Origin of the sequence: Blautia sp. AM42-2 (assembly GCF_003480245.1) — a bacterium.
In the GTDB taxonomy this organism is placed as follows: Bacteria; Bacillota; Clostridia; order Lachnospirales; family Lachnospiraceae; genus Fusicatenibacter; species Fusicatenibacter saccharivorans.
On sequence record NZ_QUIM01000002.1, the window covers coordinates 68,632 to 95,211 of the forward strand.

Annotated in this window: 26 protein-coding genes and 1 pseudogene; 24 read left to right on the top strand and 3 right to left on the bottom strand. The window is 42.8% G+C overall.

Going from position 1 to position 26,580, the window contains the following annotated elements:
* Positions 1–92: 92 nt before the first annotated feature.
* Positions 93–491 (bottom strand): LytTR family DNA-binding domain-containing protein, encoded by a 399-nt coding sequence (locus DW915_RS03360; RefSeq protein WP_158581009.1) that lies wholly within the window; start codon positions 489–491, stop codon positions 93–95.
* A gap of 410 nt (positions 492–901) precedes the next feature.
* On the opposite strand from DW915_RS03360, the gene DW915_RS03365 reads away from it, so the two are divergent.
* From DW915_RS03365 to DW915_RS03480, 24 genes and pseudogenes are all read left to right on the top strand, one after another.
* A complete protein-coding gene (locus DW915_RS03365; RefSeq protein ID WP_147398412.1) occupies positions 902–1,363 on the top strand; it encodes a hypothetical protein in 462 nt (153 codons plus the stop codon).
* A gap of 63 nt (positions 1,364–1,426) precedes the next feature.
* A pseudogene (locus tag DW915_RS03370) lies at positions 1,427–2,539 on the top strand (UDP-N-acetylglucosamine 4,6-dehydratase family protein); the annotation flags it as partial.
* On the top strand, positions 2,502–3,290 hold the full coding sequence (locus DW915_RS03375; RefSeq protein ID WP_118741583.1) for a tyrosine-protein phosphatase: 789 nt from the start codon (positions 2,502–2,504) through the stop codon (positions 3,288–3,290). The pseudogene DW915_RS03370 and the gene DW915_RS03375, both read left to right, overlap by 38 nt.
* 26 nt (positions 3,291–3,316) lie before the next feature.
* Complete coding sequence (locus tag DW915_RS03380; protein ID WP_118741584.1) at positions 3,317–4,192, top strand: immunoglobulin-like domain-containing protein; 876 nt, start codon at positions 3,317–3,319, stop codon at positions 4,190–4,192.
* 11 nt (positions 4,193–4,203) lie between these two features.
* Positions 4,204–5,607, top strand: coding sequence for a polysaccharide biosynthesis tyrosine autokinase (locus DW915_RS03385; protein WP_158581010.1), 1,404 nt, complete (start codon positions 4,204–4,206; stop codon positions 5,605–5,607).
* Positions 5,561–7,126 (top strand): polysaccharide biosynthesis tyrosine autokinase, encoded by a 1,566-nt coding sequence (locus DW915_RS03390; protein WP_158581011.1) that lies wholly within the window; start codon positions 5,561–5,563, stop codon positions 7,124–7,126. Before DW915_RS03385 ends, DW915_RS03390 begins: the two co-directional genes overlap by 47 nt.
* Positions 7,123–7,746, top strand: a complete 624-nt coding sequence (locus DW915_RS03395; RefSeq protein WP_118741587.1) for a sugar transferase — start codon at positions 7,123–7,125, stop codon at positions 7,744–7,746. The genes DW915_RS03390 and DW915_RS03395 overlap by 4 nt, the downstream gene beginning before the upstream one ends.
* A gap of 180 nt (positions 7,747–7,926) precedes the next feature.
* The gene (locus DW915_RS03400; RefSeq protein ID WP_118741588.1) at positions 7,927–9,027 is read left to right on the top strand and encodes a glycosyltransferase family 4 protein; all 1,101 of its coding nucleotides are present in this window, start codon (positions 7,927–7,929) and stop codon (positions 9,025–9,027) included.
* Between the two features lie 118 nt (positions 9,028–9,145).
* Complete coding sequence (locus DW915_RS03405; protein ID WP_158581012.1) at positions 9,146–10,162, top strand: EpsG family protein; 1,017 nt, start codon at positions 9,146–9,148, stop codon at positions 10,160–10,162.
* Complete coding sequence (locus tag DW915_RS03410; RefSeq protein ID WP_118741590.1) at positions 10,159–10,989, top strand: glycosyltransferase family 2 protein; 831 nt, start codon at positions 10,159–10,161, stop codon at positions 10,987–10,989. Before DW915_RS03405 ends, DW915_RS03410 begins: the two co-directional genes overlap by 4 nt.
* Before the next feature lie 26 nt (positions 10,990–11,015).
* Entirely contained in the window at positions 11,016–11,714 is a 699-nt protein-coding gene (locus DW915_RS03415) for a glycosyltransferase family 32 protein (protein ID WP_199676771.1), read from the top strand.
* The gene (locus tag DW915_RS03420) at positions 11,711–12,910 is read left to right on the top strand and encodes a glycosyltransferase (protein ID WP_118741592.1); all 1,200 of its coding nucleotides are present in this window, start codon (positions 11,711–11,713) and stop codon (positions 12,908–12,910) included. The genes DW915_RS03415 and DW915_RS03420 overlap by 4 nt, the downstream gene beginning before the upstream one ends.
* 2 nt (positions 12,911–12,912) lie before the next feature.
* A complete protein-coding gene (locus DW915_RS03425; protein ID WP_055220464.1) occupies positions 12,913–14,019 on the top strand; it encodes a polysaccharide pyruvyl transferase family protein in 1,107 nt (368 codons plus the stop codon).
* The gene (locus DW915_RS03430) at positions 14,012–15,028 is read left to right on the top strand and encodes a glycosyltransferase family 2 protein (RefSeq protein WP_118741593.1); all 1,017 of its coding nucleotides are present in this window, start codon (positions 14,012–14,014) and stop codon (positions 15,026–15,028) included. The genes DW915_RS03425 and DW915_RS03430 overlap by 8 nt, the downstream gene beginning before the upstream one ends.
* A gap of 13 nt (positions 15,029–15,041) precedes the next feature.
* Positions 15,042–16,112 carry a glycosyltransferase family 2 protein gene (locus DW915_RS03435; protein WP_118741594.1) on the top strand — a complete coding sequence of 357 codons (1,071 nt, stop codon included), beginning with the start codon at positions 15,042–15,044 and terminating at the stop codon, positions 16,110–16,112.
* Positions 16,109–16,888 carry a glycosyltransferase family 32 protein gene (locus tag DW915_RS03440; RefSeq protein WP_118741595.1) on the top strand — a complete coding sequence of 260 codons (780 nt, stop codon included), beginning with the start codon at positions 16,109–16,111 and terminating at the stop codon, positions 16,886–16,888. The genes DW915_RS03435 and DW915_RS03440 overlap by 4 nt, the downstream gene beginning before the upstream one ends.
* A gap of 3 nt (positions 16,889–16,891) precedes the next feature.
* Positions 16,892–17,884, top strand: coding sequence for a glycosyltransferase family 2 protein (locus DW915_RS03445; RefSeq protein ID WP_118741596.1), 993 nt, complete (start codon positions 16,892–16,894; stop codon positions 17,882–17,884).
* On the top strand, positions 17,871–19,022 hold the full coding sequence (locus tag DW915_RS03450; protein ID WP_118741597.1) for a glycosyltransferase WbsX family protein: 1,152 nt from the start codon (positions 17,871–17,873) through the stop codon (positions 19,020–19,022). The genes DW915_RS03445 and DW915_RS03450 overlap by 14 nt, the downstream gene beginning before the upstream one ends.
* Positions 19,023–19,034: 12 nt before the next feature.
* Positions 19,035–20,246, top strand: coding sequence for a Coenzyme F420 hydrogenase/dehydrogenase, beta subunit C-terminal domain (locus DW915_RS03455; protein WP_118741598.1), 1,212 nt, complete (start codon positions 19,035–19,037; stop codon positions 20,244–20,246).
* Between the two features lie 16 nt (positions 20,247–20,262).
* A complete protein-coding gene (locus tag DW915_RS03460; protein WP_118741599.1) occupies positions 20,263–21,132 on the top strand; it encodes an ABC transporter permease in 870 nt (289 codons plus the stop codon).
* A gap of 10 nt (positions 21,133–21,142) precedes the next feature.
* On the top strand, positions 21,143–22,438 hold the full coding sequence (locus DW915_RS03465; protein WP_118741600.1) for an ABC transporter ATP-binding protein: 1,296 nt from the start codon (positions 21,143–21,145) through the stop codon (positions 22,436–22,438).
* The gene (locus DW915_RS03470) at positions 22,428–23,216 is read left to right on the top strand and encodes a glycosyltransferase family 32 protein (RefSeq protein WP_118741601.1); all 789 of its coding nucleotides are present in this window, start codon (positions 22,428–22,430) and stop codon (positions 23,214–23,216) included. The genes DW915_RS03465 and DW915_RS03470 overlap by 11 nt, the downstream gene beginning before the upstream one ends.
* Complete coding sequence (locus DW915_RS03475) at positions 23,203–24,213, top strand: glycosyltransferase family 2 protein (protein ID WP_118741602.1); 1,011 nt, start codon at positions 23,203–23,205, stop codon at positions 24,211–24,213. Before DW915_RS03470 ends, DW915_RS03475 begins: the two co-directional genes overlap by 14 nt.
* Positions 24,214–24,289: 76 nt before the next feature.
* Positions 24,290–25,132 carry a metallophosphoesterase gene (locus DW915_RS03480; RefSeq protein ID WP_158581013.1) on the top strand — a complete coding sequence of 281 codons (843 nt, stop codon included), beginning with the start codon at positions 24,290–24,292 and terminating at the stop codon, positions 25,130–25,132.
* 64 nt (positions 25,133–25,196) lie between these two features.
* Here DW915_RS03480 and DW915_RS03485 read toward each other — a convergent pair whose 3' ends face one another.
* Both DW915_RS03485 and DW915_RS03490 read right to left on the bottom strand, forming a co-directional pair.
* On the bottom strand, positions 25,197–25,388 hold the full coding sequence (locus DW915_RS03485) for a hypothetical protein (RefSeq protein ID WP_022461561.1): 192 nt from the start codon (positions 25,386–25,388) through the stop codon (positions 25,197–25,199).
* Complete coding sequence (locus DW915_RS03490; RefSeq protein ID WP_118741604.1) at positions 25,388–26,518, bottom strand: glycoside hydrolase family 27 protein; 1,131 nt, start codon at positions 26,516–26,518, stop codon at positions 25,388–25,390. The genes DW915_RS03485 and DW915_RS03490 overlap by 1 nt, the downstream gene beginning before the upstream one ends.
* Positions 26,519–26,580 lie beyond the last annotated feature (62 nt).

Consider the following 26,580-nt stretch of genomic DNA (forward strand, 5'->3'; position numbering starts at 1 on the left):
ACAGCAGCCGTTGGTTCGAGAACAGAACCAGCGGCTGCTGTTCTTTGTATCGGTGGATCAAAGGCTGCAGGACATAGAAAATCAAAATCATATTATAAGCGGCGGGACAGTGTTCTGGCATAAGCGAGGAAGGCTTCGCGGGTTTCACGCTTCCGTCTGCGGCTGCAGAAGACGGTCTGTCCGTTTTTCAGCAGAACCTCGCCGGTTGCCTGCACGAGCGCAACGTGGGAGAAATTGATCAGCAGACCTTTTCCGTTGCGGAAAAAACGGCCGGTTGAGGCAAGACATACCGTCAGGCCGGCAAATGTGTAGCGGGTTGAAAAGTCACCCTGAACGGTATGCAGAATCAGCCGGTGCTGACAGGCCTCCACATAGATGAGATCATCCAGCGGAAACCGGATTCGTTCCGAGGCGCCCTGTGTGATGATGACCGGAATTTCGAGAAGAACCGGATCGTTGGAATTCAATGGAAAAATCAACTCTGAGTACAAAATTACCACCTCCTGAATTACTTACCGTTTGCGTCGATGTGCAGCCGTTCACGTCGAAGCGGTTGTCCGGCGCAGGAAAACATGATACTGTAACTATGAAATCATTACAGGAACGATCATACGATTACAAACTGTAGTTTAGCACATCCATAGGATTTCATTCAAGCCGAAAGGCCTCACTTCTGATAAAATCGTTCGACGAACAGTGACGCACCGCGACACCAGAACTCGAAAAAGATCAAAAAAGTAAACTCCATGTAGAAAAAACACAGAAAAGAAAGTGAAAATCGAAAGAAAAGGAGGCATAAGCAGATTGACGATGTGAGATAGATTTGGTATAATATTCCAAAAATAAATATTACATATAACATTACTACAGAAAGAAATGCAAAGAGCATATGGAGAAGAATATGAAAAAAGAAATGGAAAAAATCAAAGAAAAGGTACATACAACAGCAGATGCAGCATTATTCTTATGTTTTCAGGAGCTGAACGGAAGCCATTCCAAAGGTGTGATCCGCCTGCCGCTTCTGTATTACGATGTTCCGTTTGCGGGATACGGGGAAATGCTGCTTCGGATGAACCGGATTTATGATTTGCTCGGTATGCCGGATGCGGGAAGCTGTATGCGAAGCCTTCGGGAAGAAGAAAAAGACGAATGGGAATTTACGGAGGATATGAAAAACCGGCAGGAGACCACGCTTCCGGCCGGAACCGAGCGGATGGTCAGCATTCAGATTCAGTTCCGCCAGCACTGCAGTCTGCAGGGATTTCTGATCTGCGGAAAGCAGAAAGCCGGTTTCCGTTCGGCGCTGGAGCTTTTGTATCTGCTCGAAGACTGTCTGCAGGAGCAGGAAAAACAGGATACCTGAAAACGGGAGAAGATGTCGAATAGAATGAGAGCGGGAGCTATGAAGGAAGAAAAAAAGATCAGAAAAAAAATTAAAATTGAGGATTTGCTGCCTAGGGATCCGGTCCGCGTCGATCTCGATGCGATTCTCGATTATGTCCAGGGGAAAGCGGTTCTTGTGACGGGAGGAGGAGGCTCCATCGGCAGCGAGATCTGCCGACAGTTAGCTGGCCACGGTGTCGGTCATCTGATCATTTTTGATATTTATGAAAACAATGCATACCAGATCCAGAAATCGCTGGAATGGGAGTTCCCGAGGCTTCACATGACGGTGCTGATCGGTTCGGTGCGGGATGAACGGCGGCTGCAGTCGATGTTTTCCCGTTACCGGCCGGATATCGTCTTTCACGCAGCGGCGCACAAGCATGTGCCCTTGATGGAAGACAGTCCGAACGAGGCGATCAAAAATAACGTGATCGGAACCTTAAAGACGGCGCGCACGGCAAGCCGGTATCACGTAAAAAAATTTATTCTGATTTCGACAGACAAGGCGGTCAATCCGACGAACATCATGGGAGCGAGCAAACGGCTCTGCGAGATGGTGATCCAGATGATTGGAAAACATAGCACCACGGAGTTTGCGGCAGTGCGCTTTGGAAATGTACTTGGCAGCAACGGCAGCGTCATTCCGCTGTTCCGCCGCCAGATTGAGCACGGCGGGCCGGTGACGGTGACGCATCCGGACATCATCCGTTATTTTATGACGATTCCGGAGGCGGTCAGTCTGGTGCTCGAGGCGGGCGCGTATGCGAAAAACGGCCAGATTTTTGTCCTGAACATGGGAGATCCTGTCCGAATTGCGGACCTTGCGAAAAACATGATCCGCCTTTCCGGGTATGAGCCGGGAGTGGAAATCGAGATCAAGTACATTGGTCTGCGGCCGGGCGAAAAGCTGTATGAGGAGCTGCTGATGAATGAGGAGGGGATGCAGACGACAGAAAACAGCCGCATTTTTATCGGCCGGCAGATTGCATTTGATGAGACGGTATTCCGAAAAAAGATGAAAGAACTCGAGCGGGCGGCGGAAAACGAATGTCCGGACATCTGTGAGAGGGTAAAGAGAATGGTGCCGGAATATCAGTACGAAGGAGAAAAGAAGCATGACGGACCTTCATATACATATTCTGCCGGGGGTTGACGACGGTTCCCCGAATCTGTCCACATCCCTTGAGATGGCGGAAATTGCGGCAAAGAGCGGAGTACGTATCCTTGCTGTGACACCGCATGCAAACCAGACGGGAATCGAGGGCGTGGAGGATGGGTATGTCAATTACGATTCGGAGCAGCTTTTGGAGCTGTTTTACCGTCTGGAACAGGAAATCCGGAAGGAACACATCTCGATCAGCCTGGTGCGCGGCATGGAAATTATGAGTATCGGGCCGCTTAACGAAAAAATCAAAGAGAGAAAGCTGATACCGCTTCATGAAAGCCGCTATTATCTGATCGAGGTGCCGTTTGACATGGCACCGGACGGGATCAGAAGGCGGCTGATGGAATTTCCGGCCATGGGAAAGATCCCGGTGCTGGCACATCCGGAGCGGTATTTCTGCGTGCAGGATTCGCCGGAGCTTCTGTATGAGTTCCGGGAAATGGGCGCAGTTCTGCAGATGAACAAAGGAAGCGTATTTGGAAGATTTGGAAAAGAAGCAGAGCGGACAGCACAGTATCTGCTGGAAAACCGTCTGGCAGACTGTGCGGCAAGCGATGCCCACCGCGCCAATTACCGGACACCGGACATGAGACCGATCCGGGAATTTCTGTCGGAGTGGTACGGTGAATCGTATGCGGAGCTTCTGCTGAAGGTAAATCCGAGGAGAATTCTGGAGAACCGGCTGGTTCTGTATGAGCCGTCTCCGGAACGAAGGCGGAAAAGACGCTGGTTTGTCTGAAAAACGAAAGGAGACATCAAAAGGATATGCACAAAATGAGAGCGGCTGTTCTGATTTTATTTCTTGCCTCATCGCTCGCGTTTGGCGGGTGCCTGATGCGGCAGCGAACCGGAAAAGACGGGAAAGGGCCAGAGATTTCGATGGATAACAGTGAAATTTCGGTCAGTATCCATGCGGATGAGGCGGAGCTTCTGTCCGGCGTGACGGCGTACGATGCGAAGGACGGCGATGTGACGGATTCGCTTGCGGTAGAACATATTTCCAACTTTATCGAAAAAGGGCGGCGGAAAATCAGCATCGTTGCCTTTGATTCGGACAACAATGTCACCCACGCGGAACGGGAAATGGTCTATAACGACTATACATCGCCGGTCTTTTCTCTGGATGGGCCGCTCCGGTTCAGTGTGAATGCAGATGACCTGACGGAAGGACTTTCCGCAGAGGATTGTCTGGACGGAACGATTACGGACCGCATCCGGCTCTCGTATCAGGATGAGATCAGCAGCACGCCCGGGCTGTATCAGGTAACGTATTCTGCTGCCAACCGTGCCGGTGATGTGACGAGTCTTCCGGTGACGGTGGAACTCTACGATTCGGCGGAGGAGAGCGGAAGGCCGCAGATTACCTTAAGCGAGTATCTGATCCATCTGGAACAGCAGCGGGCGTTCGATCCGAAGGATTATCTGGAGCAGGTGAATGTGGATCAGATGACGTATGAAAAAGGAGAGGACGATGAACTTCACGCGGTTTCCGCGGAAGACGAGATCCTTGGGGAAGAAAAACTTTCCATAGAGAATCCGGTTGACACCGGAAAGGAAGGTGTCTATGAAGTAACGTATACTGTGACATCGGAGGAGGGACAGACAAGCTCCATCCGCCTGATCGTCTGCGTTAATGAATGAGGAGGTTCCAGATGGGAGAATACGACAGAACAGGAAACGGACAGAACGGCGAAGCAGACTGGGATCTTCGGAGCATTCTGTGTGATATGGCAAAAAACTGGTGGATCATCCTTCTGATTGCCTGTTCGGCGGCGATGATAACCTACACGGTGCTGACGGCAGTCCATCGGGATCAGTACACGGTGAAAACCACGTTTGCCGTGATGGGGCGCGGCGAGAATGCAAATGCAGCATCGAGCCTTTCTTCGACGTATGAGATGACGCAGAAATTTCAGGCGATTCTGGAAAACAATATTTTAAAGAAAAAAGTGATGGAGGAGCTGGGATGCTCATCCTTTCCGGCGGACATGAGCGCTTCAATTGTGCCGGAATCCAATTTAATGGAGCTTTCCGTGACAGCCGATTCGCCGGAAACAGCCTTTCGGGTACTGCGGTCGGTGCTGAAGAATTACACAACCATTTCAGATTATATTATTCCAAATGTAGTATTGGAGACTCTGCAGCAGCCGCAGGTTTCCGGCAATCCGTCGAACCGGATTCCGACGGAAAAGTACGCTGCAATGGCATTTCTGGCGGCCGCGCTTGGTACGGCGGCGCTGGTGGGCTTCTTTTCCTTTCTGCGGGATACCGTCAAAAATGAAACGGAATTTGGCCGCAAGATTGATGCGGATCTGCTGGGAACCGTGTACCATGAAAAAAAGAGGAAAAACAGCTCCATGCTGATCACGAATCCGGCGCGGAGCTTTCCCTATGTGGAATCCCTGAAGCGCATTGCTTCCCGTGTGCGCGGAAGACTCGACCGGAGAGGGGGAAAAGTGCTGCTGGTGACCAGTGTGGCGGAAAATGAAGGAAAGTCGACGCTTGCCGCCAATCTGGCGCTTGCCCTTTCAGAGGAACAGAACCGTGTCCTTCTGCTGGACTGTGATTTTCGTCAGCCGGCGCTGTATAAGATTTTTGAACTTCCGCAAAAGGCCGGAAAAGATTTCGGACAGGTAGCAGTCGGAAAGGAGTCGGCGTCCAGCGTTTTTGAAAAATACAAGGATACGAATGTTTACATGGGCATCTGCCGGGAACGGCTGGAGGAACCGTCGGAAGCAGTCGGCGGTAAAATTTTCCGGCGGATTCTGGATACGTGCCGGACAAACATGGATTATATTATTCTGGATACGCCGCCGATGGGCGCGGCCGCGGATGCGGAGGAGCTTGTGGAGCTGGCTGATGGTGCGGTTCTTGCCGTTCGGCAGGACGGCGTGCTGACACGGGACATCAACGATGCCATCGACGCGCTGAACCAGAAAGAAGAAAAGGTCATCGGCTGTGTGTTTGGCAATGTTTATCCGGGATTCGGCGAGCGGATCGGAGGCAGCTATGGTTACGGTTACGGATACGGCGCCTATAGCAGGGCAGAACGATGAGAGGGAGCAAAAGAGCATGAACAGAGAAACGTATGAAACCTATTCCGCAGCGGAACCGGAGAAAATAGATCTGATCGCCTTTCTGGCGGAGTATTTCCAGGCGTTCCAGAAATTTTTCTTTGGTGTGCTGGCACTTGTAATCCTTGCAGGAGGCGGCTCCTTTCTGACGGCAAAGCTGCGGTATCAGCCGGTCTATGAGGCATATACATCGTTCGTGGTCGGATCGAACCGTGCGGTCGGTTATTCTTATTACGATAATGTAACGGCAGAGCAGCTTGGAAAGACCTTTCCGTATCTTGTGACAAGCGGCGTACTGAAGGATGTTGTAGCGCGGGATCTTGGAATCGGGGCGGTGACATCAGAAATTCAGGCGAGCGTGATGGAAAATACCAATCTTTTTACTATCCGTGTGCGGGACGCGTCACCGGAGACGGCGTATCGGGTGATGAAATCCGTTATCACGAATTATCCGGAGGTGGCAGAGTATATCATTGGTGCGACGACACTGACGGTGGTGGATGAAAGCGGTGTTCCGGCAGTGCCGGTTAACAGCCAGGATGCGTTGCGGGCCGGCACGTATGGTGCAGCAGCAGGAATTGCAGCGGCCTTCCTGCTGCTGTTCCTCTATGTGAGAACAAGAAAAACCATCCGTTGGGCGGATGATATTAAGAAGCTGACGAATGCGGCATTCCTTGGAAATCTGCCGCAGGCGAAGATAAAAAAAAGAAGCAGCGTAAAGGAACAGACCATTACCATCTGCAATCCAAAAGTGCCGGATGCCTTCAAAGAGGCGGTGCAGCTGATCCGGACAAGGACGGAGGACAGAATAATTGGAAAAAGTGACTGTCCGGTCCTTCTTGTGACGAGTGCCGTGCCGGGGGAGGGAAAGACGACGGTTGCCGTGAACCTGGCGGAGGCGTTCGCGAAGAAGAAATACCGCGTAGTACTGCTGGACGGAGATCTGCGGAATCCTTCGGTGATGAAGTGTATGGGACTGATCGGACGGAAAGAGCGTGGAATTGCTGCCGTGCTGAAGGGACAGATGGATTGGGAGGAGGCACTTACCGACTGCCGGGATCTGACGCTGAAAATCCTGCCGGGAGCGGGAAGCACGCAGAATCCTTCGGGACTGCTGCGCTCGGTACGGATGAAGACCATGATCGAAAGCCTGAAAGAAGAGGCCGATCTTCTGATCATCGACACGCCGCCGTGCGGAGTGCTTTCGGATGCGGCACTGTTCGGCGGAATTGCCGACGGAGCAGTTCTCGTGGTACATCAGGGAACAACGAAAAACCGGGAAGTCCGGCGCGCGCTGGAATTTTTCGAGGATTCGCAGATTCCGGTCTGCGGCTATGTGCTGAACGGCGTGCAGGAGGGCACGACGGGCTACGGATACAGCAGCTATGGCAGCTACGGGTATGGAAAATATGGTTACGGTTACGGAAAGTACGGCTATGGGAAAGAGAAGGAACGCCGGAACAGTGACCGGACAGCAAGGGAGCAGGGAGGAAAAGCATGAGGGAGAAGAAAAAAGGAGTTTATCAAAAGTATCTGAAAAATCTGTTGGACCGTCTGCTGGCGCTTGTGGGAACGGCAGCATTATCGTGGCTGCTGCTGGGAGTCGGCATTGCAGTCCGCCTGGATTCTCCGGGACCGGTGCTGTTCCGGCAGAAGCGGGTGGGCCGGAACGGGCAGTATTTTTACATATACAAGTTCCGCACGATGCGCATCGACACGCCGCATGATATGCCGACACATCTGCTGAACCATCCCGGTCTCTTTATCACAAGAGTCGGACGCTTTCTCAGGAAAACATCCCTCGATGAGCTGCCGCAGCTCTTCAATATTTTAAAAGGCGACATGGCGCTCGTCGGTCCGCGTCCGGCGCTCTGGAATCAGGAGGATCTGATCTCTGAGCGGGAGCGGTACGGCGCAAACAGTGTCCGTCCGGGCCTCACCGGCTGGGCACAGATCCATGGGCGGGATGAACTTCCGATCCGGGAGAAAGCGGAACTGGATGGATATTATGTGCATCACATTGCGTTCGGAATGGACCTCGAATGCCTCTGTAAGACAGCCGGCGCGGTACTGCGGCAGGATGGAATTCATGAGGGAATGATGGAAAACAGATGGCAGTAAATGGGGAAGAGAGAAGAAAAAAGTAAAAGCAGAGTGGATGCTGTCGAAAACGAAAGAAAATCACCGGAAAATAATGAGAAAAGTAATTGCATATTAATGGAAAGATGATATAATTTATAAAAGAAATAATGAAATAAGTAATTAAATGATGCGGGATATTACATGAAACGGGAAAGAGCAATGAAAAAACGACTTCTGATTGTAACAAACCATTCGTATATGTTCTGGCAGTTTCGAAGAGAACTGGCGGAAGCATTGCAGAAAGAGTATGAAGTGATTCTGGCGATGCCATTTGTCGGGCATGAAGAAGATTTCCAGAACATGGGAATCCAGTGCATTCCAATATCCATGAACCGCCGTGGGGTGAATCCATTTACGGAAGCAAAGCTGCTAGGGGATTATGAGCGTCTGCTGAAAAAAGTGAAACCAGATCTTATACTCACCTATTCCATAAAACCGAATATCTACATAGGCCTGCTCAGCGGCCAAAAGCAAATTCCGTATTATGCCAATGTACAGGGGTTGGGAACAGCATTTCAAAAACCAGTCTTAACTGGGCTTGTTACAATTTTATATCGAAAAGCGTTCCAAAAAGTGAAATACGTCTTTTTTGAAAACAAAGAAAATGCCAGTGAATTTTGTAAAAGAAAAATCATATCCGCCGATCGCCAGATCGTCCTGGCCGGGGCAGGAATTAATCTGGAAAGATACAAAATGCAGCCTTATCCGAAGCACACACGAATCCATTTCCTGTATCTTGGACGAATTATGAAAGAAAAAGGAATCGACGAACTGTTTTATGCCGTCCGGCATCTGAAAAAAGAAAACGAAAACTTTGTCCTTGATCTGGTTGGTTTTTTTGAAGATGAATACAAAGAGCAGGTAAAAGAACTGGAAAAACACAGCATCGCCCATTTCTACGGCTTTCAGTCGGATCCACGTCCGTTTTACATAGAAGCAGACTGCGTAGTGCTCCCCAGTTACCATGAAGGAATGAGCAATGTCCTTTTAGAAGCCGCCGCCACAGGCCGCCCGGTCATCACAAGCAATATTCCGGGGTGCAGGGAGAGCGTAGAAAATGGGAAAAGCGGTCTTCTGGTTGAGGTAAAAAATAAAGAGATGCTGTATGACGCAATGAAAGAGATGCTGCATTGCAGCAGAGAAGAACGAGAGCAGATGGGACAGGCGGGGAGAGAGAAGATGGAGAGAGAGTTTCGGAAAGAAGTTGTGGTGGAGAAAACAGTGCAGAGTCTGCGAGAGGATGAAAAAAGAGACTTTTAGTAAAACAAAAGGAGAGATGTGAAAGATGTCCATAACGAACTATTGGTTTCAATTAATTTGGATTTTGACAGCAGGGATAATTCTGACAAGATTTCTGCCGAAAAAGCAGGAGATCGTTATGGGAAGGATCGAAGAAAGATGGCAGATGGCACCGGCGGTGCTGCTGGTGATTCCGTACATAATAGCAGCAGCATTACGATCTGATAATTTTGGAGACACCTATGCATACCGGAGAGTTTTCAGCGAAGCACCGAATAGGATAGCTGAGCTCTCATTCTATCTTCAGGGAATAAAAAAAGATAAAGGTTTTTCCGTTTTCATGGTGGTTTTAAAAAGCTTTATTGGAAATTCATCTGTTTGTTTTTTTCTGATCATAGCTGCAGTACAAATGTTATGCATGGCATTTATTTACCGGAAATATAGTGAAAACTATTGGATGAGTATATTTATTTTTGTTGCAGGAACGGATTACATGTCCTGGTGTCAGAATGGTATTCGCCAGTTTTTGGCAATTGCAATTATTATGGCGGGATTTCCATTGCTTCTGAAAAGAAAATATGTATCACTGACAGTAATTATCCTGTTAGGGGCAACGTTCCATGCGTCAGCGCTTCTTATGGTACCGATTATCTTTATTGTGCAGGGGAAAGCATGGAATAAAAAGAGTGTGCTGTGTATTTTAGGATGCATTTTAATACTGATATTTGTAAACAGGTTTACAGATGGGATGAACGATGCGCTGTCAAATACACAGTATTCTAATATGGTAACGGACTGGAAAGAGTGGGAGGATAATGGAACCAATCCAATCAGAGTATTCGTCTATTCTATTCCTATGATTTTTTCTGTGGTTGGACGCAGGCAGATCAAAGAAGCGGATAACCCGGTAATTAACATTATGACAAACTTCTCAATCCTAACAAGTGGAATTGCAGTTGTATCGATGAAAACTTCCGGTATATTCATAGGACGGCTGATTTCCTATGGATCTGTGTATTCTGCGTCCATTTTGCTTCCCTGGGAAATGGAAAATATTTTTACAGAGAATTCGGCGAAAATTATAAAAAGTGCTGCTGTTTTGGGATATATTGGATTCTTTTATTATCAGATGCATTTTATATGGGGGCTTATATGAAAAATCCAGAGATCAGTGTAATTATGGGAATGTATAACTGTGCGGATACGCTGTCAGAAGCAATTGAGTCGATTTTAAACCAGACAATGAAAGAATGGGAGTTGATTATGTGCGATGATGGATCATCCGATGCAACGTACGAAGTGGCAGAGCTTTATATAAAAAGATATCCGGAAAAAATGATCTTACTGAGAAACAGAGAAAACAGGGGACTTAATTATACCTTGAACCGATGTCTGAAAGCGGCCAAAGGAAAGTACATTGCAAGAATGGATGGGGATGATATCTGTCTGCCGGAACGATTTGCGGCTGAATATGAAACATTGGAAACAGAGAAAACAATTTCAATCGTAAGCACAGATATGGGATATTTTGATCAAACAGGAATATGGGGAAAGATAAGTCATCCGGAATATCCAAAGAAAAAGGATTTTCTGTATGGATCTCCGTTTTGCCATGCACCATGTATGGTAAGAAAAGAAGCATACGATGCAGTGGCTGGATACACAGAGAAAAAAAGTATTTTACGGGTAGAAGATTATCATTTATGGATAAAAATGTATGAGGCGGGATACAGAGGTAAAAATATTCCAAAACAGCTTTATCTCATGCGGGATGACAGAGCAGCATATAAGAGAAGAAAGCTTCGATACAGAATAAATGAGGCCTACGTAAAAGGAATAGCGGCCCGAAAACTGGGGCTGCCGATAAGCGGATACCTATATACGATGCGGCCAATTCTTGTGGGAATTTTGCCAGAGAAAGTCTATGACTATTTTCATAAAAGAAAATTAGAAAGCAATGCAAGAATGATAACCAGTGAATAAAAGATGTGATAGAAAGGGATGGATGTATGATACCGAAGAAAATACATTATTGTTGGTTTGGGAAAGGGAAGAAATCCCGATTAGCTTTAAAGTGCATAGAAAGCTGGCATCAGTATTGCCCGGACTATGAAATGATCGAATGGAATAAAGAAAATTTTGACATAGACATGAATGGATATACACGAATGTGCTATGCGGAAAAAAAGTATGCATATTTAAGCGATTATGTCAGACTTTGGGCGGTGGAAAAGTATGGAGGGATCTATTTGGATACAGACGTGGAAGTGATTCGGCCACTGGAAAAGCTATTGCGGGAAGATGCATATTTCGGATTTGAAAATAAGCGGTATGTAAATACGGGACTGGGCTTTGGGTCCATTGCGCATGGAACAGTAATTCAGGCGATGCTGAAAGAATATGATGCACTGTTGGATGGAAAGAATGGAGTAAGAATGTGTCCGGAACTGAATACAAAAGCATTGACAGCATTAGGCTTAAAACAGAATGGGCAGAAACAAAAAGTATGGGAAGCGGCAGTGTATCCGGTGAATGTTTTGAATCCATATGACAGTGCAACGGGAAAGCTGGAAAAAACAGCAGATACGGTTTCTATTCATTGGTATGCGGCATCCTGGATGAACACAGCACAAAAATTACGAGGGAAGATAACAAGACCGATTCATAGGATTTGGGGAGTAGATGTATTTAAGAGGTTTCGAATATGAAGAGAACAATGTTAATTGTATCACATGCACTGGAATTGGGTGGTGCGGAAAGAAGTCTGATAGGATTTTTAGAAGCACTGGATGAAAGCAAATGGGAAATAGATCTTTTTTTGCTTCGTCAGGAAGGAGAATTAATGGATGCGATTCCGGATAAAGTCCATCTGCTTCCGCCAAAAGCTGCGTATACAGTTTTGGCGCACCCAATGAAGGCAACTTTAAAAGAGGGACATGTTTTATTAACAATGGCAAGGCTATATGGAAAAACAGCGGCGGTGATTTATGATCATAAGCATAATTACCGAGACAGTGATGTGAATTTAGAATATAGCCATAAATATACCAGCCCTTTTATGCCGCGAATACAACCCCAAAAGGAGTATGATCTGGCGGTAAGTTTTCTGACACCACATTATATTGTAACGAAGAAAGTAAATGCTAAGAAAAAAATCGCATGGATCCATACGGACTATTCCCAGGTGCAGATTGATATTTTATCCGAAACAAAAATGTGGAAGGCATATGATTATATCGCATCTATCTCAGAGGCAGTTACAAAAGAATTTTTGAAGAAATTTCCTACATTAAAAAATAGAATTATATTGATAAAAAATATTTTGCCGGAACAGCTCATCAAAAGACAGGCAGAAAGTTTTTCGGTGGAAAAAGAAATGAATGCATCGGGGATAAAAATATTGTCAATTGGCAGGTTCTGCTATGCTAAAAATTTTGATAATGTGCCGGATATCTGTCGGCAAATCAGGCAGAATGGATTGGAAGTAACCTGGTATTTAATTGGTTTTGGAAAAAATGAAAAGCAAGTCCGTAAAAGAATATGTGAGACAGGAATGAAACAATATGTAAAAATTCTGGGGAAAAAAGAGAATCCATATCCATATATCAGGGCGTGTGATGTTTATGTGCAGCCATCAAGATATGAGGGGAATTGTGTAGCTGTAAGGGAAGCTCAAATGCTTGGAAAACCGGTGATTATTACGGGATATCCAACAGCAGAAAGTCAGCTGAGAAACGGAATAGATGGAATCATAGTGCCGCTGGAAAACAGAGCGTGTGGAGAAAAAATCAGTGAAATATTACGGGAACCGAAATGGCTTGAAAAGCTGGTGCAGGAGTGCAGGAAAAAGGATTATTCTAACAGGCAGGAAATCAACAAAATAGAGTGTATTTGCAGAGAATAGAAATGAGAATACGAATTATCACTTGCCATGATGTATATAATGCAGGCGCAAGCTTACAGGCATATGCATTAATGCAATATTTGAAAGACTGCGGTCATGAGGTAAAAATTATTGACTATAAGCCGGACTACCTAAGCAGGCATTATAGTCTGAAAGCGGTAAATAATCCAGAATATGACAGGGCAGGAATTCGAGAGATTTATTTGCTGGTGAAGATGCCAGGAAGAATAAAAAAATTATTCAGTAAAAGAAAATATAGATTTGATGCTTTCCGGAAAAATGCGTTAGAACTGACAGATACAACATATAGAACGTGTGAAGAACTAAAAAATATAGAAGAAGCAGACCTGTATCTGGCAGGGAGCGATCAGATATGGAATCCAATCTTTCCAAATGGAAAAGATCCTGCATTCTTTCTGCAATTTACGGAAAAGGGAAGAAGGGCATCGTATGCGGCGAGTTTTGCAGTTGATGCGTTAAAAGAAGAAGACCGACAGCGTATGAAGGAATGGCTTAAATCCTTTGATGCTGTTTCGGTCAGAGAGCAGACAGGAGCTGCATTGGTGAAGCAAATGGGACTTCAGTCTCAAAGAAATTGTGATCCCGTTTTTTTGCTGAAACAGTGTCAGTGGAAAAAAATATTGCCGGAAACAGAGACGAATAAAAAGTATGTGCTGCTTTATGATTTTGATAAAAACTGCGTGGCAGAAGAAATTGCGGAAAAAATTTCTAAAAAAACAAAAACAGAGATCTGGTCGGTTTTTAAAACAGAAATCTGTGACAAAGTATGTGCAGATATTGGGCCGTTGGAATTTGTAAATTTAATTTTAAATGCGGAAGCTGTAGTTTCTAATTCATTTCATGCAACAGCGTTTGCAATAATTTTCCATAAAGAATTTTTTGTGATCGAAAGAAAAGAACGTATCAATACGCGGATGAATGATTTATTGAAAGTATTTGGAGTGGAGGACAGGAAGATGGATCATGTGAAAAAACTGCAGACAGCAAAAAAGATAAACTGGCAAAGGATCGAGTTCATCCTGCAGAAAGAGAGGAAAGAAGCAGAAGAATATTTAGCGAAAATAACAGGAGAAAAGAAAAATGAATAGGCCGATAATATCTGTTGTTATCCCCGTTTATAACGTCGAAGCCTACATAGAACGTTGTGTAAACAGCGTGCGGAATCAAACGGTAGAAAATATAGAAATCATATTGATTGATGATGGATCACCGGATCAGAGTCCGGTTTTATGCGATCAATATGCGGAAAAAGATAGAAGAGTGCGAGTGATTCATAAAAAAAATGGAGGACTTGCGTCTGCAAGAAACAGGGGAATAACAGTGGCAACTGGAAAATATATTTTCTTTTTGGACAGTGATGACTGGCTGGAAAAAGACGGTCTGCAGCAGCTCTATGAGCTGGCGCAGAAATATCAGGTAGATTTCGTCAGATATAGAGCATTTCGGACAGAATGGCCAGGGATGGAAAGAAATGTTCCATGTCGAGTGGAAACAGTAAGAGAAATGCAGGGAGGAATTTATGATAGAAAGAGAATTTTACAAGAAATATATCCAAGACTGCTGGCTACGAGGCAATTAACTTTGGGACCTGTTGTTGGGGCATGGGGAGCATTGTATAGAACGGATTTTTTGAAGAAAAATCAGATATTTTTTTTCGAAGAGATTAAGTTTAGTGAAGACATCCTTTTCAGTGCAAAAGTGATTTTATGTACACAAAAATTTTACTATAAAGAAGAAGCCGGAATTTATCATTACTGGTATAATCCAGATTCTATTTCGAAATCATTTCGAGAGGGAAGATGGGAATCGTGTAAGAAAATAATAGAACATGCAGAGATAGAATTCAAAAATAGAAAAGAGTATTGTTTTGAGCAGCAATTGAACTGGCTGACATGGTTTGTTATATTAGTTGGACTGAAGGAAAGAGGTAAAATGACAGACAGGAGTGAGAGAAAAGTGTATTGTAGGAAACTACTGAACGATCCTGTAGTGAGAAGATGTCCATTAAAAATACAGGAACTTGATGTGTCCGAAAAACAAAAAATATTGTTGTATATGATAAAGAAAAACTGGTGGTGGATATTCAGCCTGATTTAAAGGGAGGTTGAAAATGATTTTTAAAAGAATAGCGGCATGGATTGCTTATGAGATACGGGAAGAAAAGATTACACTTTCTTCACAGGATGCGAAGAGAATACTGATGGATGTTGCACCGCCCGTGTCGCCGGATGTATTTTCGGAAAACAGGAGCAGAGAGATTCGATATGATCTCACGATTATAGTGCCTGTATATAACTCGGAAAACTGGCTGAAGGAATGTATGGAGTCGATCGTCCTGCAAAAAACAAAATATTCCTTTCAGATAATTGCAATTGACGATGGATCGACGGATCGAAGCGGGCAAATTTTAAATCAATACATAAAAAATCCATGTGTAGAAGTTATTCGGCAGGAGAATAAAGGGTATTCGGGTGCAAGAAATGCAGGACTTGAAAGAGTAAAAAGCAAATACATTATGTTTGTTGATTCGGATGATGTTTTATTGCCGAATGCAATAGAGTGTTTGCTGTCAAAAGCGTATCTGGAAGATGCGGATATTGTAGAGGGAAATGGCTATCGCTTTGATAAAAATGGTTTTCTTGGAATGATAAAAAAAGAACATTTGCCAAAAGAAAGAAATCAATATTGGGGAGGCCCCTGTTTAAAGGTGATGAAAGCAAAACTGTGGGAAGGATTGAAATTTCCGGAGGGCTATTGGTATGAGGATGCAATTATCGGAGCTGTGATTTTTCCAATGGCGAATAAAGTGGATTGTTTGTCTGATGTAGTGTATGCATATCGAATTCATGGAGAGAGTATTACACAGAAGCATGATGAAAATCCAAAAAGAGTAGATTCTTATTGGATTATGCTGTTAATGGCTGAGATTCAGAAGAAAATGGAGATTCCTTTTGACTACGAGAATTATCAAAGGGTAATGAGACAGATTGTATTTACCTGCCGGAGGATTGTTATGCTGCCGGAAAAAATAAAAAAGGCTGTATTTGCAGGGGAATGTGAATTTGTCTGTACTAATTTTAAAGAGTATTTGAAAAAAAAGGACAGATATTATTTTCTTGCAAAAGCAATTTTAAATAAAGATTATACAAAATATTCTATTTATTGCCAGGAGTTTATATGATACCGAAAAAAATTCATTATTGTTGGTTTGGGGAAAACGAAAAACCATTGCTGGTAATTGAATGTATTAAGAGCTGGCAGAAATATTGTCCGGATTATGAAATTATGGAATGGAACAGCAAGAATTATGATGTTCATAAAAATAAATATATGGAGCAGGCGTATCAGGCAAAACGCTGGGGGTTTGTATCTGATTATGCCAGACTGGATATTATTTACCAGTATGGAGGAATCTATCTTGATACGGATGTCGAACTAATTCGATCACTGGATGATTTGTTAGAAACAGATGGCTATATCGGATTTGAGAAGAAAGTGGATGAAGAATGTGATGAGGTTTATGTGAATACGGGACAGGGGTTTGGCGCATCTGCTTTTCATCCGGTCGTGAAGGCGATGATGGATATTTATAAAGAGATTGATTTTGTTGAGCAGGAAAAAGAAAATTTAAAAACGTGTCCTTATTATAACACAGCGGCACTGGTAAAACTGGGAATGAAGAAAGAAAATGTGGAACAGGAAATTTGTAAGTTTCATATTTATCCAGCAGAGTATTTCTGCCCGATCAATTGGAAAAGTCATAAGTGTGAATTGACAGATAATACATATTCGATTCATCATTTTGAAGCATCATGGCTTACAGAAAAAGAAAAGAAAAAAAGAAAATATCTAAGAAATATGGACTGTATGATTCATCTGCCGAACAGAATATGCAGAAGTATTTTAGGAAAAGAGAGGTATGAGAGCATAAAGGAAAAAATAAAATGGAAAGGATAGCGTATGGATGTTTCAATTATTATTGTTAATTACAATTCCATAGACTTAACAATCGATTGTGTCAATTCAATATTTCAACAAACTGCGGATGTAAAATTTGAGATTATTATCGTGGATAATGCATCAAAGAACAAAGAAGCAGAAAGATTGCAGGCGGAATTTGAAAACAGCGTTAAGATGATAGAGGCAAAAACAAATCTTGGATTTGGAAAAGCGAACAATCTGGGAACAAAATACGCAGCGGGGGATTATGTATTTTTTCTTAATCCCGATACGGTTTTGATGAACAATGCAGTAAAAATTTTATGGGAAGAGATGAAAAACAATCCAGATATGGGATGTACAGGCGGAAATTTATATACACCGGAGAGAATGCCGTGTCCGTCTTTTTGTTTAAGGTTTGATGATTTGGGAACGGAAAAGAGATATGCATCCTGGCGGTATTTGATGCTGTCAAAAGCAGAACAAAAATTATACAGAAAACATCCTGCATTGCAGATACGAAGAAAAGATTTTAACGATACTAATCAAAAGATAGAAGTTGCCTATATATTTGGGGCAGACATGATGGTGAAGAAAAAACTCTTTGAGCAGTTGGGAGGATTTGATGAGGATTTTTTTATGTATGCAGAGGAGGAAGAGCTGTCCTGGAGAATTAAAAAAAGAGGTGAAAAAATTTATAATATACCACAGGCAAAGATTATTCATCTGGAGGGAGCGACTTTAGAGAAACAGCATGATTTTAATGAAAAACAATTCACACTTCGAATAAATGGAACGATGACGTATTTCTGGAAACGATATGGGAGAGAAGGTATATATCAATTTTACAAATTTCGTGCATTAAGATATCAGAGACTCAAAAAAATTGCTGAGATTCAGAAGAAAAGCGATGTGAGCTTTCAGTTTGAAACTCGTTTGAGATGTCTTTTGAAATGTTTTGAAAAAATCATGGAAAAAACAGAAGGTGAGGGGAAGAAAAATGGCAGAAGTTAAGGATGGGAAAGGAGTTAAGCTGATTGCATTTTACCTGCCTCAGTTTCATGCAATACCATTGAACGACCAATGCTGGGGCAAGGGGTTTACCGAATGGACAAATGTACGAAAAGCACAAGCATTATTTTCCGGGCATGATCAGCCCAAAATTCCACTGGACCTTAACTATTATGATTTAATGGATGATCAGGTAAAGATCTGGCAGAGTAATCTGGCAAGAAAATATGGGATTTTCGGATTTTGCTATTATCATTATTGGTTTAAACATGGTGAGAAGTTGTTGGAAAAACCGGCGGAACAAATGCTGAAAAACAAAAAAATAGAGATCCCATTTTGCTTTTGCTGGGCCAATGAAAACTGGAGTAAGAACTGGGATGGTGGAGATCAGGAAATTATCATGGAGCAGGATTATGGCGGAAAAGAAGAGTGGGAACGGCACTTTCAGTATCTGCTGAATTTTTTTCAAGATGAACGATATATAACAGTAGATGGGTGCCCATTGCTCGTTGTTTATAAGCCGGAACAAATGATCGATATTTATAAGATGGCATCGTATTTTAGAAGAAGAGCAAAAGAAGAAGGTTTTCCGGATTTATGTCTGGCCTTTCAATTTCCGGCGTATTATTCAGATATGTATTACAGAAACGATATTTTTGATTATCAAATTGAATTTGAGCCTGTATATTCACGAAATATCGAAAGCCAGGAGCTGCCTGGAACAAGCAGAAAAATTTCTTTGATCAGAAAATTTTGTGGAGAGGAAATGGTGTCGTTTTATCGAAAATGTCGAAAGAAGAAAGGAAGAATGTATTGGAAGAAAGAGCAGAGTCTGGGAATGTATTTTTACGATGAGATATGGGATTTGATTTTAAATGCGAAATGGAAGAAAAATTTTTGGCCGGGGTGTTTTGTGGATTGGGATAATACGCCAAGAAATAAACATGGAGTTATGGTCAGTGGATTTTCCGTAGAAAAGTTTGCTGAATATATGAAAATACTGGTACAAAGAGCACGAAAAGAGGAAAAGCCGGTAATATTTATTAATGCATGGAATGAATGGGGAGAAGGTGCTTTTTTGGAACCGGACACAAGATATCAGTATCGAAAGCTTGAAGCAATAAAAGAAGCATTAGAATAGGGAAAAGGGTAAATGAGAAATATAATTTCCGAAAAGAATGAGACAAATTGCTGTGGATGTGGAGCCTGCAGTAAATGCTGCCCCAGACATGCGATTTACATGGAAGAGGATGAAAATGGTTTTGATTATCCCAAAATAGATGAATCGAGGTGTACGGAGTGCGGAAAATGTTTAAAAGTCTGCAGTTTTGAGAAAAAAGAGCAATCACGAAAAGAAACGTATGCGGCACAGGCAAAGGACGCTGATCTGGAAGAAAATGCTTCGGGGGGAATCTTTACCGTGCTGGCGCAGGAAGTGTTAAAAAGAAAAGGAATTGTCTATGGATGTGCTATGCTTTATGAAAACCAAAACTTAGTAATAAAACATATCGGGATAGATAAGATAGAGGAACTTTGTAAATTAAAGGGTTCAAAATATGTACAAAGCAATTTGGAAAATGTATATGTTGAAATTAAGCGGCATCTGGAACATAACGAGACTGTGTTGTTTAGTGGAACGCCTTGTCAGATAGCAGAACTGAGAGGATACCTTCAGAGAACGTATGCAAATTTATATACAATAGAAATTATATGTCATGGTGTACCGAGCGCAAAATTATTCCAGAATTATTTAGGATACATAGAATCGAAAGAAGGAAAAAAAATAGCAGGATTTTATTTTCGAGATAAAAGCAGCGGGTGGAAGTTATACGGAAAAATGATATTGGAGAACAGGGATGGAAGTCAGAAAGAAAGATATTTTGAACCGGAAGAAAGCTCCTATTATCAAATGTTTTTAAATGGATACACATACCGGAAAAGCTGCTATTTTTGTCCGTTTGCATCAGAATATCGTCAGGGTGATATTACCATAGGAGATTATTGGGGGATAGAGCTGGTGCACCCGGAATATTTGAAAAAATATGGAGGTGAAATAGAGAAAGAAAAAGGAGTCTCCTGCCTGATTGTGAATAATGAGCAGGGAAGGACTATGCTTGCGAAATATGGAAGTAACATTATAAAATATCCGTCATCTTATCAGCGGGCAGCAAAATATAATGCACAGCTGGTACAGCCGTCTGCACTGAAACGGCAGCGGGAGAAAGTAATGAAACTGCAAAAACAGAACTATGCATGTGTGGAACGGTGGTATCAGAAACGAAGAAACAGAATTCTGTTTGTGAGAAAACTTCGTTCCATGATACCGAAAAGAATCAAAATATTTATAAGAAAAATCAAAGTTTAAGGTTAGAGAGAAAAAGATGGAACAACAATTTAAAACAGTTATTACGGCAAATTCAAAATGGATCAATCTTCATTTAAAGGAAACATATGAGTATAGAGACCTGATTTTTTTATTTGTGAGAAGAGATTTTATTTCGAAATATAAACAGACGATTTTAGGGCCTTTGTGGGCGGTGATACAGCCCCTGTTAACAACCATAGTGTTCACTGTGATTTTTGGTTCACTGGCAAACCTGACTACGCTGGATGTGAAAGCAACAGAAGAAACCGTAATTCCGGCATTTCTGTTCTATATGGCAGGTACGATCTGCTGGAGCTATTTTTCATCGACGGTCAGCAGTACGGCAAACACATTTATAACAAACAGTTCTATTATGGGAAAGGTATATTTTCCAAGGCTGGTATCTCCGGCAGCGTCAACCATATCTAATTTGATTTCCTTCGGTATTCAATTTGCCATGTTTTTGATTTTTTTGCTGTATTTTATATGGAAAGGGAAAATGGAAATTCGATTGTCCGGGTATCTCTTTCTATTTCCAATATTGATCATTCAGATGATGATGCTGGCGATGGGAGTTGGAATTATTGTTTCAGCGCTTACAACAAAATATCGTGATTTGGCGATGCTGATAGGCTTTGGATTACAATTATGGCAGTATGGAACGCCAGTTGCATATGGATTGCGGCTTGTACCTGAAAAATATATGAAGATTTATATGCTGAATCCAATGACACCGATCATCACTTCATTCCGCTATATTTTTTTCGGAACAGGATATTTTCATGCAGGATACTATGGAATGGGGTGGGGAAGCACAATGATCTTATTTGTACTTGGAATTGTGTTATTCAATAAAGTGGAAAGAACATTTATGGATACCATTTAAGGAGAACAGGATGGCAGAAAAACAGATTATGGTCAAAATAGATCATGTATCAAAAGAATATAGACTGGGTGCAATCGGGGGAACAACATTACGGGAAGATCTGGAACGATTCCATGCAAAAATAAGAAAAAAAGAAGATCCGACACTGAAAATAGGCCAGAAAACACCAGAGTATGGAAAACGTTTTATGGCGCTGAAGGATATTTCATTTGAGGTAGAAAAAGGAGAAGCAGTAGGGATTATCGGACACAATGGAGCAGGAAAATCGACATTGCTGAAACTGCTGTCAAGAGTAACGGCACCGACAAAAGGAAGCATTGGAATGAATGGCCGTGTGGCATCTATGCTTGAAGTAGGAACGGGATTTCATCCGGAATTAACGGGACGTGAAAACATTTATATGAATGGGGCAATATTGGGGATGAGCCGTGCAGAAATCGGAGAAAAACTGGATCAGATTATTGCATTTTCCGAATGTGGAGAGTTTATCGATACGCCTGTAAAACGATATTCCAGTGGGATGTATGTTAAACTTGCATTTTCTGTGGCAGCTCATCTGGAGAGTGAAATTATGATTATGGATGAGGTTCTGGCTGTCGGAGATATGAAATTCCAGCAGAAGTGTCTTGGACGGATGGGAAAGGCGGCAAATTCAGAAGAAAAAACGATTCTTTATGTGAGTCATAATATGAATACCATTCGTCAGCTTTGCACCCGCTGCCTTGTACTGGATCACGGCGAACTGATATTTGACGGCGGGGTAGAAAGAGCAATTGATTTGTATATGGATACAGCTGTTAAAAACGGAAGTGTAGATATTGATCTGAAAAATAAGAGAATGGCACATCTGTCGCCAGTTATTAAGGCGAAAATGATACATGTGCATCTTGTGGACAAACAGGTACCGGTATATGAATTTGAGGAAAAGCTGAAATTTGATTTGTCGGTTGAGGCCAAAACAAATATTTCAAATCTATCCGTGAGGGCAGAAATAAGATCAGCAGATGGAGGATCTGTTGCAGCGGGAATTTTGCAGGAATTTACATCCTTTTCGGCAGGAAGAAGCAAAATATTGGAAATGGAATTGCTGCTGCGTGGACTTGTACCGGGAAAATATTTCGTATTGCTGGTGATTTATAATGTAAACGAAATGGGAACTTACGATGACTTGGATGCAGTGTTTCCGGCATTTACATTTGAAATTCAGGATAGTAAACATGCTTTAAAGATTAACTGGAACGTAAATGCCTGGGGAAAAATTCGATTAGACGATTTGAAATGCGTGGGTGAGAGAGATGATTCCTAAAAAAATACATTATTGCTGGTTTGGGGGAAAGCCAATTCCAGATTCGGTCAGGCGATGCATGCAAAGCTGGCAGAAGTTCTGTCCAGACTATCTTATTGTAGAATGGAATGAAAAAAATTTTAATATAAAAGAATGCCCTCAGTATGTAATTGACGCATATCATAGGAAAAAGTGGGCATTTGTTACAGATTATGTAAGACTCCGGGTTGTGTATGAATATGGAGGGATATATTTTGATACAGATGTAGAATTAGTGAAAAAGATTGATTTTCTGCTAAAATACAGTGCTTTTTTTGGATTTGAAAATAAAAAATATATTTCTACGGGGCTTGGATTTGGCGCTGAACGGGGATGCGGTTTGTTGTATGAAATGATGGAGATGTATCAAACGATCCCGTTTATTTTAGAGGACGGATCAGAAAATAAGAAGACATGCCCGGTTATTAATACAGAAATCTTTTTGAAACACGGACTGGAACAAAAGGATAAGCAGCAGATTTTAGAGGGAAATATTATGATTTTACCATCCATTTGTATGTGCCCCATTGATTTTGAAACAGGATATAGAAGAAAATCAAAAAAAACAATTTCGGTTCATTGGTTTCATGCAAGCTGGATGGAAAGAGCAGAAAAAGAGTATCATAAAAAACATCGTCAGGCATTGTTAGAGGAAAAGAAAAATGATTGGAAATATCTTCCCAATCGTATGATTAAAAAGCTTTTGGGAGAAAAAATCTACTTGAAAATAAAAGGATGGATCAGACATGATAACGGTTAGTATTATAATTCCGGTTTATCAAGGGAAAAGCTATTTAAAACGGTGTATCGACAGTGTGCTGGCACAGAGTTGTCAGGAATATGAAATTATTTTAGTGGATGATGGTTCAACAGACGGTTCGGCCGAGATATGTGATGAATATGCTGAAAAACAGAAGACAATAACGGTGATTCATAAAGAAAACGGGGGGCTTTCTTCTGCTAGAAATGCGGGCTTAGAAATTGCATCAGGGGAATACGTAATGTTTATTGATGCGGATGATGTGGTGCATAGTAAAATGCTTGAAACAGAGCTGAAAGTTTTGAAAGAGGAAAACGCGGATATCTTTATCTGCGGATTAAAACATTTTGCTGAGATAGAAGAAGTAGATACATGCGCTGAGTTACAAATCAAGAATTGTGTGGAAATCCAGTCTGGATTGGAAATTGAAAGCAAACTTTTTTGTGGTCAAAACGTGGAAAAATATATATCCTGTTGTGGAAAATTATTTAAGAAAACAGTATTTAATGGAATCCGTTTTCCGCAAGGGAGGTTATTTGAAGATGAATATATTACGTATCAATTGTATTATAGAAGTGAGAGAATAGCAGTAACAGATATTGTATTTTATTTCTATTTTACAAATCCGTGTGGAATAACAAAAAATTTGACGCTCAATAAACGATTTGACGAATATGATGCACAGGAAGAAAGAATAAAATTTTTTAAGAAAAAAAGGTGTAAAGAACTTTATCAGGCGGCATTGTTAAAACTGCTGAATTCAGCGCAGTGGGATTTGATAAAGTGCCAAAAATGGAAAGAAGATTTTGATAAAGAACGAGGAGAAAAATTTCAACAGCAGTATAGAGAAGCACTGGAGCAGGCAGAAAAAGAGGGGATTGTACATTTTAAAAATAATTATGATTTTTATGTATTAGCATATCCTGAAAAAGTCAACTTTTTTAGAGTGAGAAGACAATGGCAGAATCTGCTGAGAATGATTCGATCTAAAATATAAGATGGTTAGAAATAGAATGAGAAAACGATGTAAAAACGGGTATAAGCTGCGTAGGGTAGTGGGCATATTGGTTGTTATGCTTCTGTGCATAACAGGAAAAAGTGTTATAAAATCGAAATATAATCTAAACAGCATAACATATATACTGCAATCGAAGAAAATTTCGGAAGAAATTTGTCTGATACAAATAACAGATCTCCATAACAGCATCTTTGGTTCGGATAATAAACATCTGATTTCTAAAGCAGCAATGAAGTCACCAGATTTGATTATGATCACCGGTGATCTTCTAAATGCAAATGAGCCAGATAATCATATTGCGGTAACGCTGCTGGCAGAATTATCTGCAATCGCCCCAACATACGTCTCCCTCGGCAACCATGAACTGGAATACGAGCAGAACTACGGTACAGACATTACCGCTCTCTACGAATCTGCCGGCGCCACCGTCCTGAACTATGAATATAAAGACATCACCATCAACAGCCAGACCCTCCGTATCGGCGGCATTTACGGTTACTGTCTCCCGGACAAATATCTGGAAACTGGCGAAGCGGATCCAGGAGAGTGTAAGTTCTTGTGGGAGTTTGAGAACACCGACCGTTACAAAATCCTGCTCAGCCATCTTCCGATTGCCTGGCTGAAAAATGACGGGCTGGAGGAGTGGGACATTGACTGCGTATTTTCCGGCCATCTTCACGGCGGCCAGGTCATTCTGCCTGGCATTGGCGGTGTTTATGCGCCGGACATGGGATGGTTTCCGGGACAGATGAAGGGGATTTTTGATTCGGAGGATGGAAAACGGCATCTGGTGCTGTCGTCCGGACTTGGAAATACGGAATTGGTTCCGCGGTTCAATAACATTCCCGAGATTGTCTGCGTGGAACTGATGCCGGACGGAAACCTTCATAAAACATAAAAATAACACAGAGCCGGATTCCAGATGCATGGAAATCTGACTCTGTGCGTTACATGCAGCGGCCTTATACAAACAGGGTACATCCCTGTCGCTTGAACTGTTCGATCTTTTCGTCAATGAGCTCCGGCGTTACACCGAGATGCTCGGCAAGACACTGCTTGCAGAAAAACTGTTCTGCGCCGCGGTTGATAAATTTACGGTGGGCGCCGATCTCGTTATGTGTGAGTTCTTTGCCGCACTGCATACAGCGTGCCATCAGAGTTTTACGACCTTTGCACGGTATACTTTTGATGCAAACGGCTCGAGCTCTGTGACAAGGGATGCATTGTTTGCACACAGGTTCTCGCAGGTCCAGACCTCAGTAAGTTCCAGAGTACGGCCAGTGGAGAACGGAAGGCCGATCTCATCCAGATTCATGGCTGCACGTGATTTTTCATCACTGAGATTGAACATGCCGATGGCGAGATCTCCGTCTGCGAGTGCCTTCACATAGATCAGAACCTTGTCATTCCATGCATGGTTTTTCACTTTATACGGCTGACGGCAGAGCGGATCCTGGTTGATGCGGATCATTTCGTCATTCATGAGAATGCGGCGGGTTTCGTCGCTCATCTCGCGGATGTCGCAGCCGATCATCAGCGGGGAGCCAAGGAATGCCCACAGTGCATAGTGTGTCTGATACTGGACATCGCTGCAGCCAGCCAGTCCAACATTTCCTTTTCCATGCATGCCGACGATCAGCATGTCCATATCGTTGAAGCAGCCGACGCCGTTGTACGGATGCAGTTTTTCCTGCTGTGCCACGAGATCTTTGACAGAATCCCAGGTATCAAAGATGTCGCCGGTGGAACGCCACATGGAAGCGCCGGTTTCTTTGATCCACTCATGCGTTTCATCGGCACCCCAGGAGCAGGCAGAGAAGAGAATGTCGCGGCCGCAGTTCTCGAGTGCCAGTCCCATGCGGCGGTACAGATATTTTCCATGCAGGATCGGGCTGTGGTAGCAGTAGTCGTATTTTAAGAAATCAACATCCCAGGATGCGAAGGTTTCTGCATCGATAAACTCATGCTCATAGCTTCCAGGGTAGCCGGCACACGTCATGTTTCCGGCGCAGGAATACATACCGAATTTCAGCCCTTTAGAATGAACGTAATCGGCAACGGCTTTCATACCATGCGGAAATTTTTCCGGATCCGGCACAAGACGGCCGTTTTCATCGCGTTCACGTAAAGACCAGCAGTCGTCGATGACAAGATATTCGTATCCTTTATCGCGCAGGCCGCTCTCGGCCATGACATCAGCAGTTTCAAAAATCATTTTTTCATTGATATTTTCTCCGAAGGTGTTCCAGGAATTCCAGCCCATCGGCGGTGTAAGTTTGATCATAGTATTGACCTCCCGTAAGTTTTGATGTACTTTGAGTATAGATGGATTTCCAGAGCAAAACC

What these genes read in the sequence shown, in the direction of transcription:
- DW915_RS03470 (WP_118741601.1), top strand. Translation starts at nt 22,428, where the DNA reads ATGATTCCTAAAAAAATACATTATTGCTGGTTTGGGGGAAAGCCAATT.
- DW915_RS03480 (WP_158581013.1), top strand. Translation starts at nt 24,290, where the DNA reads ATGCTTCTGTGCATAACAGGAAAAAGTGTTATAAAATCGAAATATAAT.
- DW915_RS03455 (WP_118741598.1), top strand. Translation starts at nt 19,035, where the DNA reads ATGAGAAATATAATTTCCGAAAAGAATGAGACAAATTGCTGTGGATGT.
- DW915_RS03400 (WP_118741588.1), top strand. Translation starts at nt 7,927, where the DNA reads ATGAAAAAACGACTTCTGATTGTAACAAACCATTCGTATATGTTCTGG.
- DW915_RS03425 (WP_055220464.1), top strand. Translation starts at nt 12,913, where the DNA reads ATGAGAATACGAATTATCACTTGCCATGATGTATATAATGCAGGCGCA.
- DW915_RS03410 (WP_118741590.1), top strand. Translation starts at nt 10,159, where the DNA reads ATGAAAAATCCAGAGATCAGTGTAATTATGGGAATGTATAACTGTGCG.
- DW915_RS03430 (WP_118741593.1), top strand. Translation starts at nt 14,012, where the DNA reads ATGAATAGGCCGATAATATCTGTTGTTATCCCCGTTTATAACGTCGAA.
- DW915_RS03485 (WP_022461561.1), bottom strand. Translation starts at nt 25,388, where the DNA reads ATGGCACGCTGTATGCAGTGCGGCAAAGAACTCACACATAACGAGATC.
- DW915_RS03420 (WP_118741592.1), top strand. Translation starts at nt 11,711, where the DNA reads ATGAAGAGAACAATGTTAATTGTATCACATGCACTGGAATTGGGTGGT.
- DW915_RS03445 (WP_118741596.1), top strand. Translation starts at nt 16,892, where the DNA reads ATGGATGTTTCAATTATTATTGTTAATTACAATTCCATAGACTTAACA.
- DW915_RS03390 (WP_158581011.1), top strand. Translation starts at nt 5,561, where the DNA reads ATGGTTACGGTTACGGATACGGCGCCTATAGCAGGGCAGAACGATGAG.
- DW915_RS03415 (WP_199676771.1), top strand. Translation starts at nt 11,016, where the DNA reads ATGATACCGAAGAAAATACATTATTGTTGGTTTGGGAAAGGGAAGAAA.
- DW915_RS03395 (WP_118741587.1), top strand. Translation starts at nt 7,123, where the DNA reads ATGAGGGAGAAGAAAAAAGGAGTTTATCAAAAGTATCTGAAAAATCTG.
- DW915_RS03435 (WP_118741594.1), top strand. Translation starts at nt 15,042, where the DNA reads ATGATTTTTAAAAGAATAGCGGCATGGATTGCTTATGAGATACGGGAA.
- DW915_RS03375 (WP_118741583.1), top strand. Translation starts at nt 2,502, where the DNA reads ATGACGGACCTTCATATACATATTCTGCCGGGGGTTGACGACGGTTCC.
- DW915_RS03490 (WP_118741604.1), bottom strand. Translation starts at nt 26,518, where the DNA reads ATGATCAAACTTACACCGCCGATGGGCTGGAATTCCTGGAACACCTTC.
- DW915_RS03460 (WP_118741599.1), top strand. Translation starts at nt 20,263, where the DNA reads ATGGAACAACAATTTAAAACAGTTATTACGGCAAATTCAAAATGGATC.
- DW915_RS03405 (WP_158581012.1), top strand. Translation starts at nt 9,146, where the DNA reads ATGGGAAGGATCGAAGAAAGATGGCAGATGGCACCGGCGGTGCTGCTG.
- DW915_RS03440 (WP_118741595.1), top strand. Translation starts at nt 16,109, where the DNA reads ATGATACCGAAAAAAATTCATTATTGTTGGTTTGGGGAAAACGAAAAA.
- DW915_RS03380 (WP_118741584.1), top strand. Translation starts at nt 3,317, where the DNA reads ATGCACAAAATGAGAGCGGCTGTTCTGATTTTATTTCTTGCCTCATCG.
- DW915_RS03385 (WP_158581010.1), top strand. Translation starts at nt 4,204, where the DNA reads ATGGGAGAATACGACAGAACAGGAAACGGACAGAACGGCGAAGCAGAC.
- DW915_RS03365 (WP_147398412.1), top strand. Translation starts at nt 902, where the DNA reads ATGAAAAAAGAAATGGAAAAAATCAAAGAAAAGGTACATACAACAGCA.
- DW915_RS03465 (WP_118741600.1), top strand. Translation starts at nt 21,143, where the DNA reads ATGGCAGAAAAACAGATTATGGTCAAAATAGATCATGTATCAAAAGAA.
- DW915_RS03475 (WP_118741602.1), top strand. Translation starts at nt 23,203, where the DNA reads ATGATAACGGTTAGTATTATAATTCCGGTTTATCAAGGGAAAAGCTAT.
- DW915_RS03450 (WP_118741597.1), top strand. Translation starts at nt 17,871, where the DNA reads ATGGCAGAAGTTAAGGATGGGAAAGGAGTTAAGCTGATTGCATTTTAC.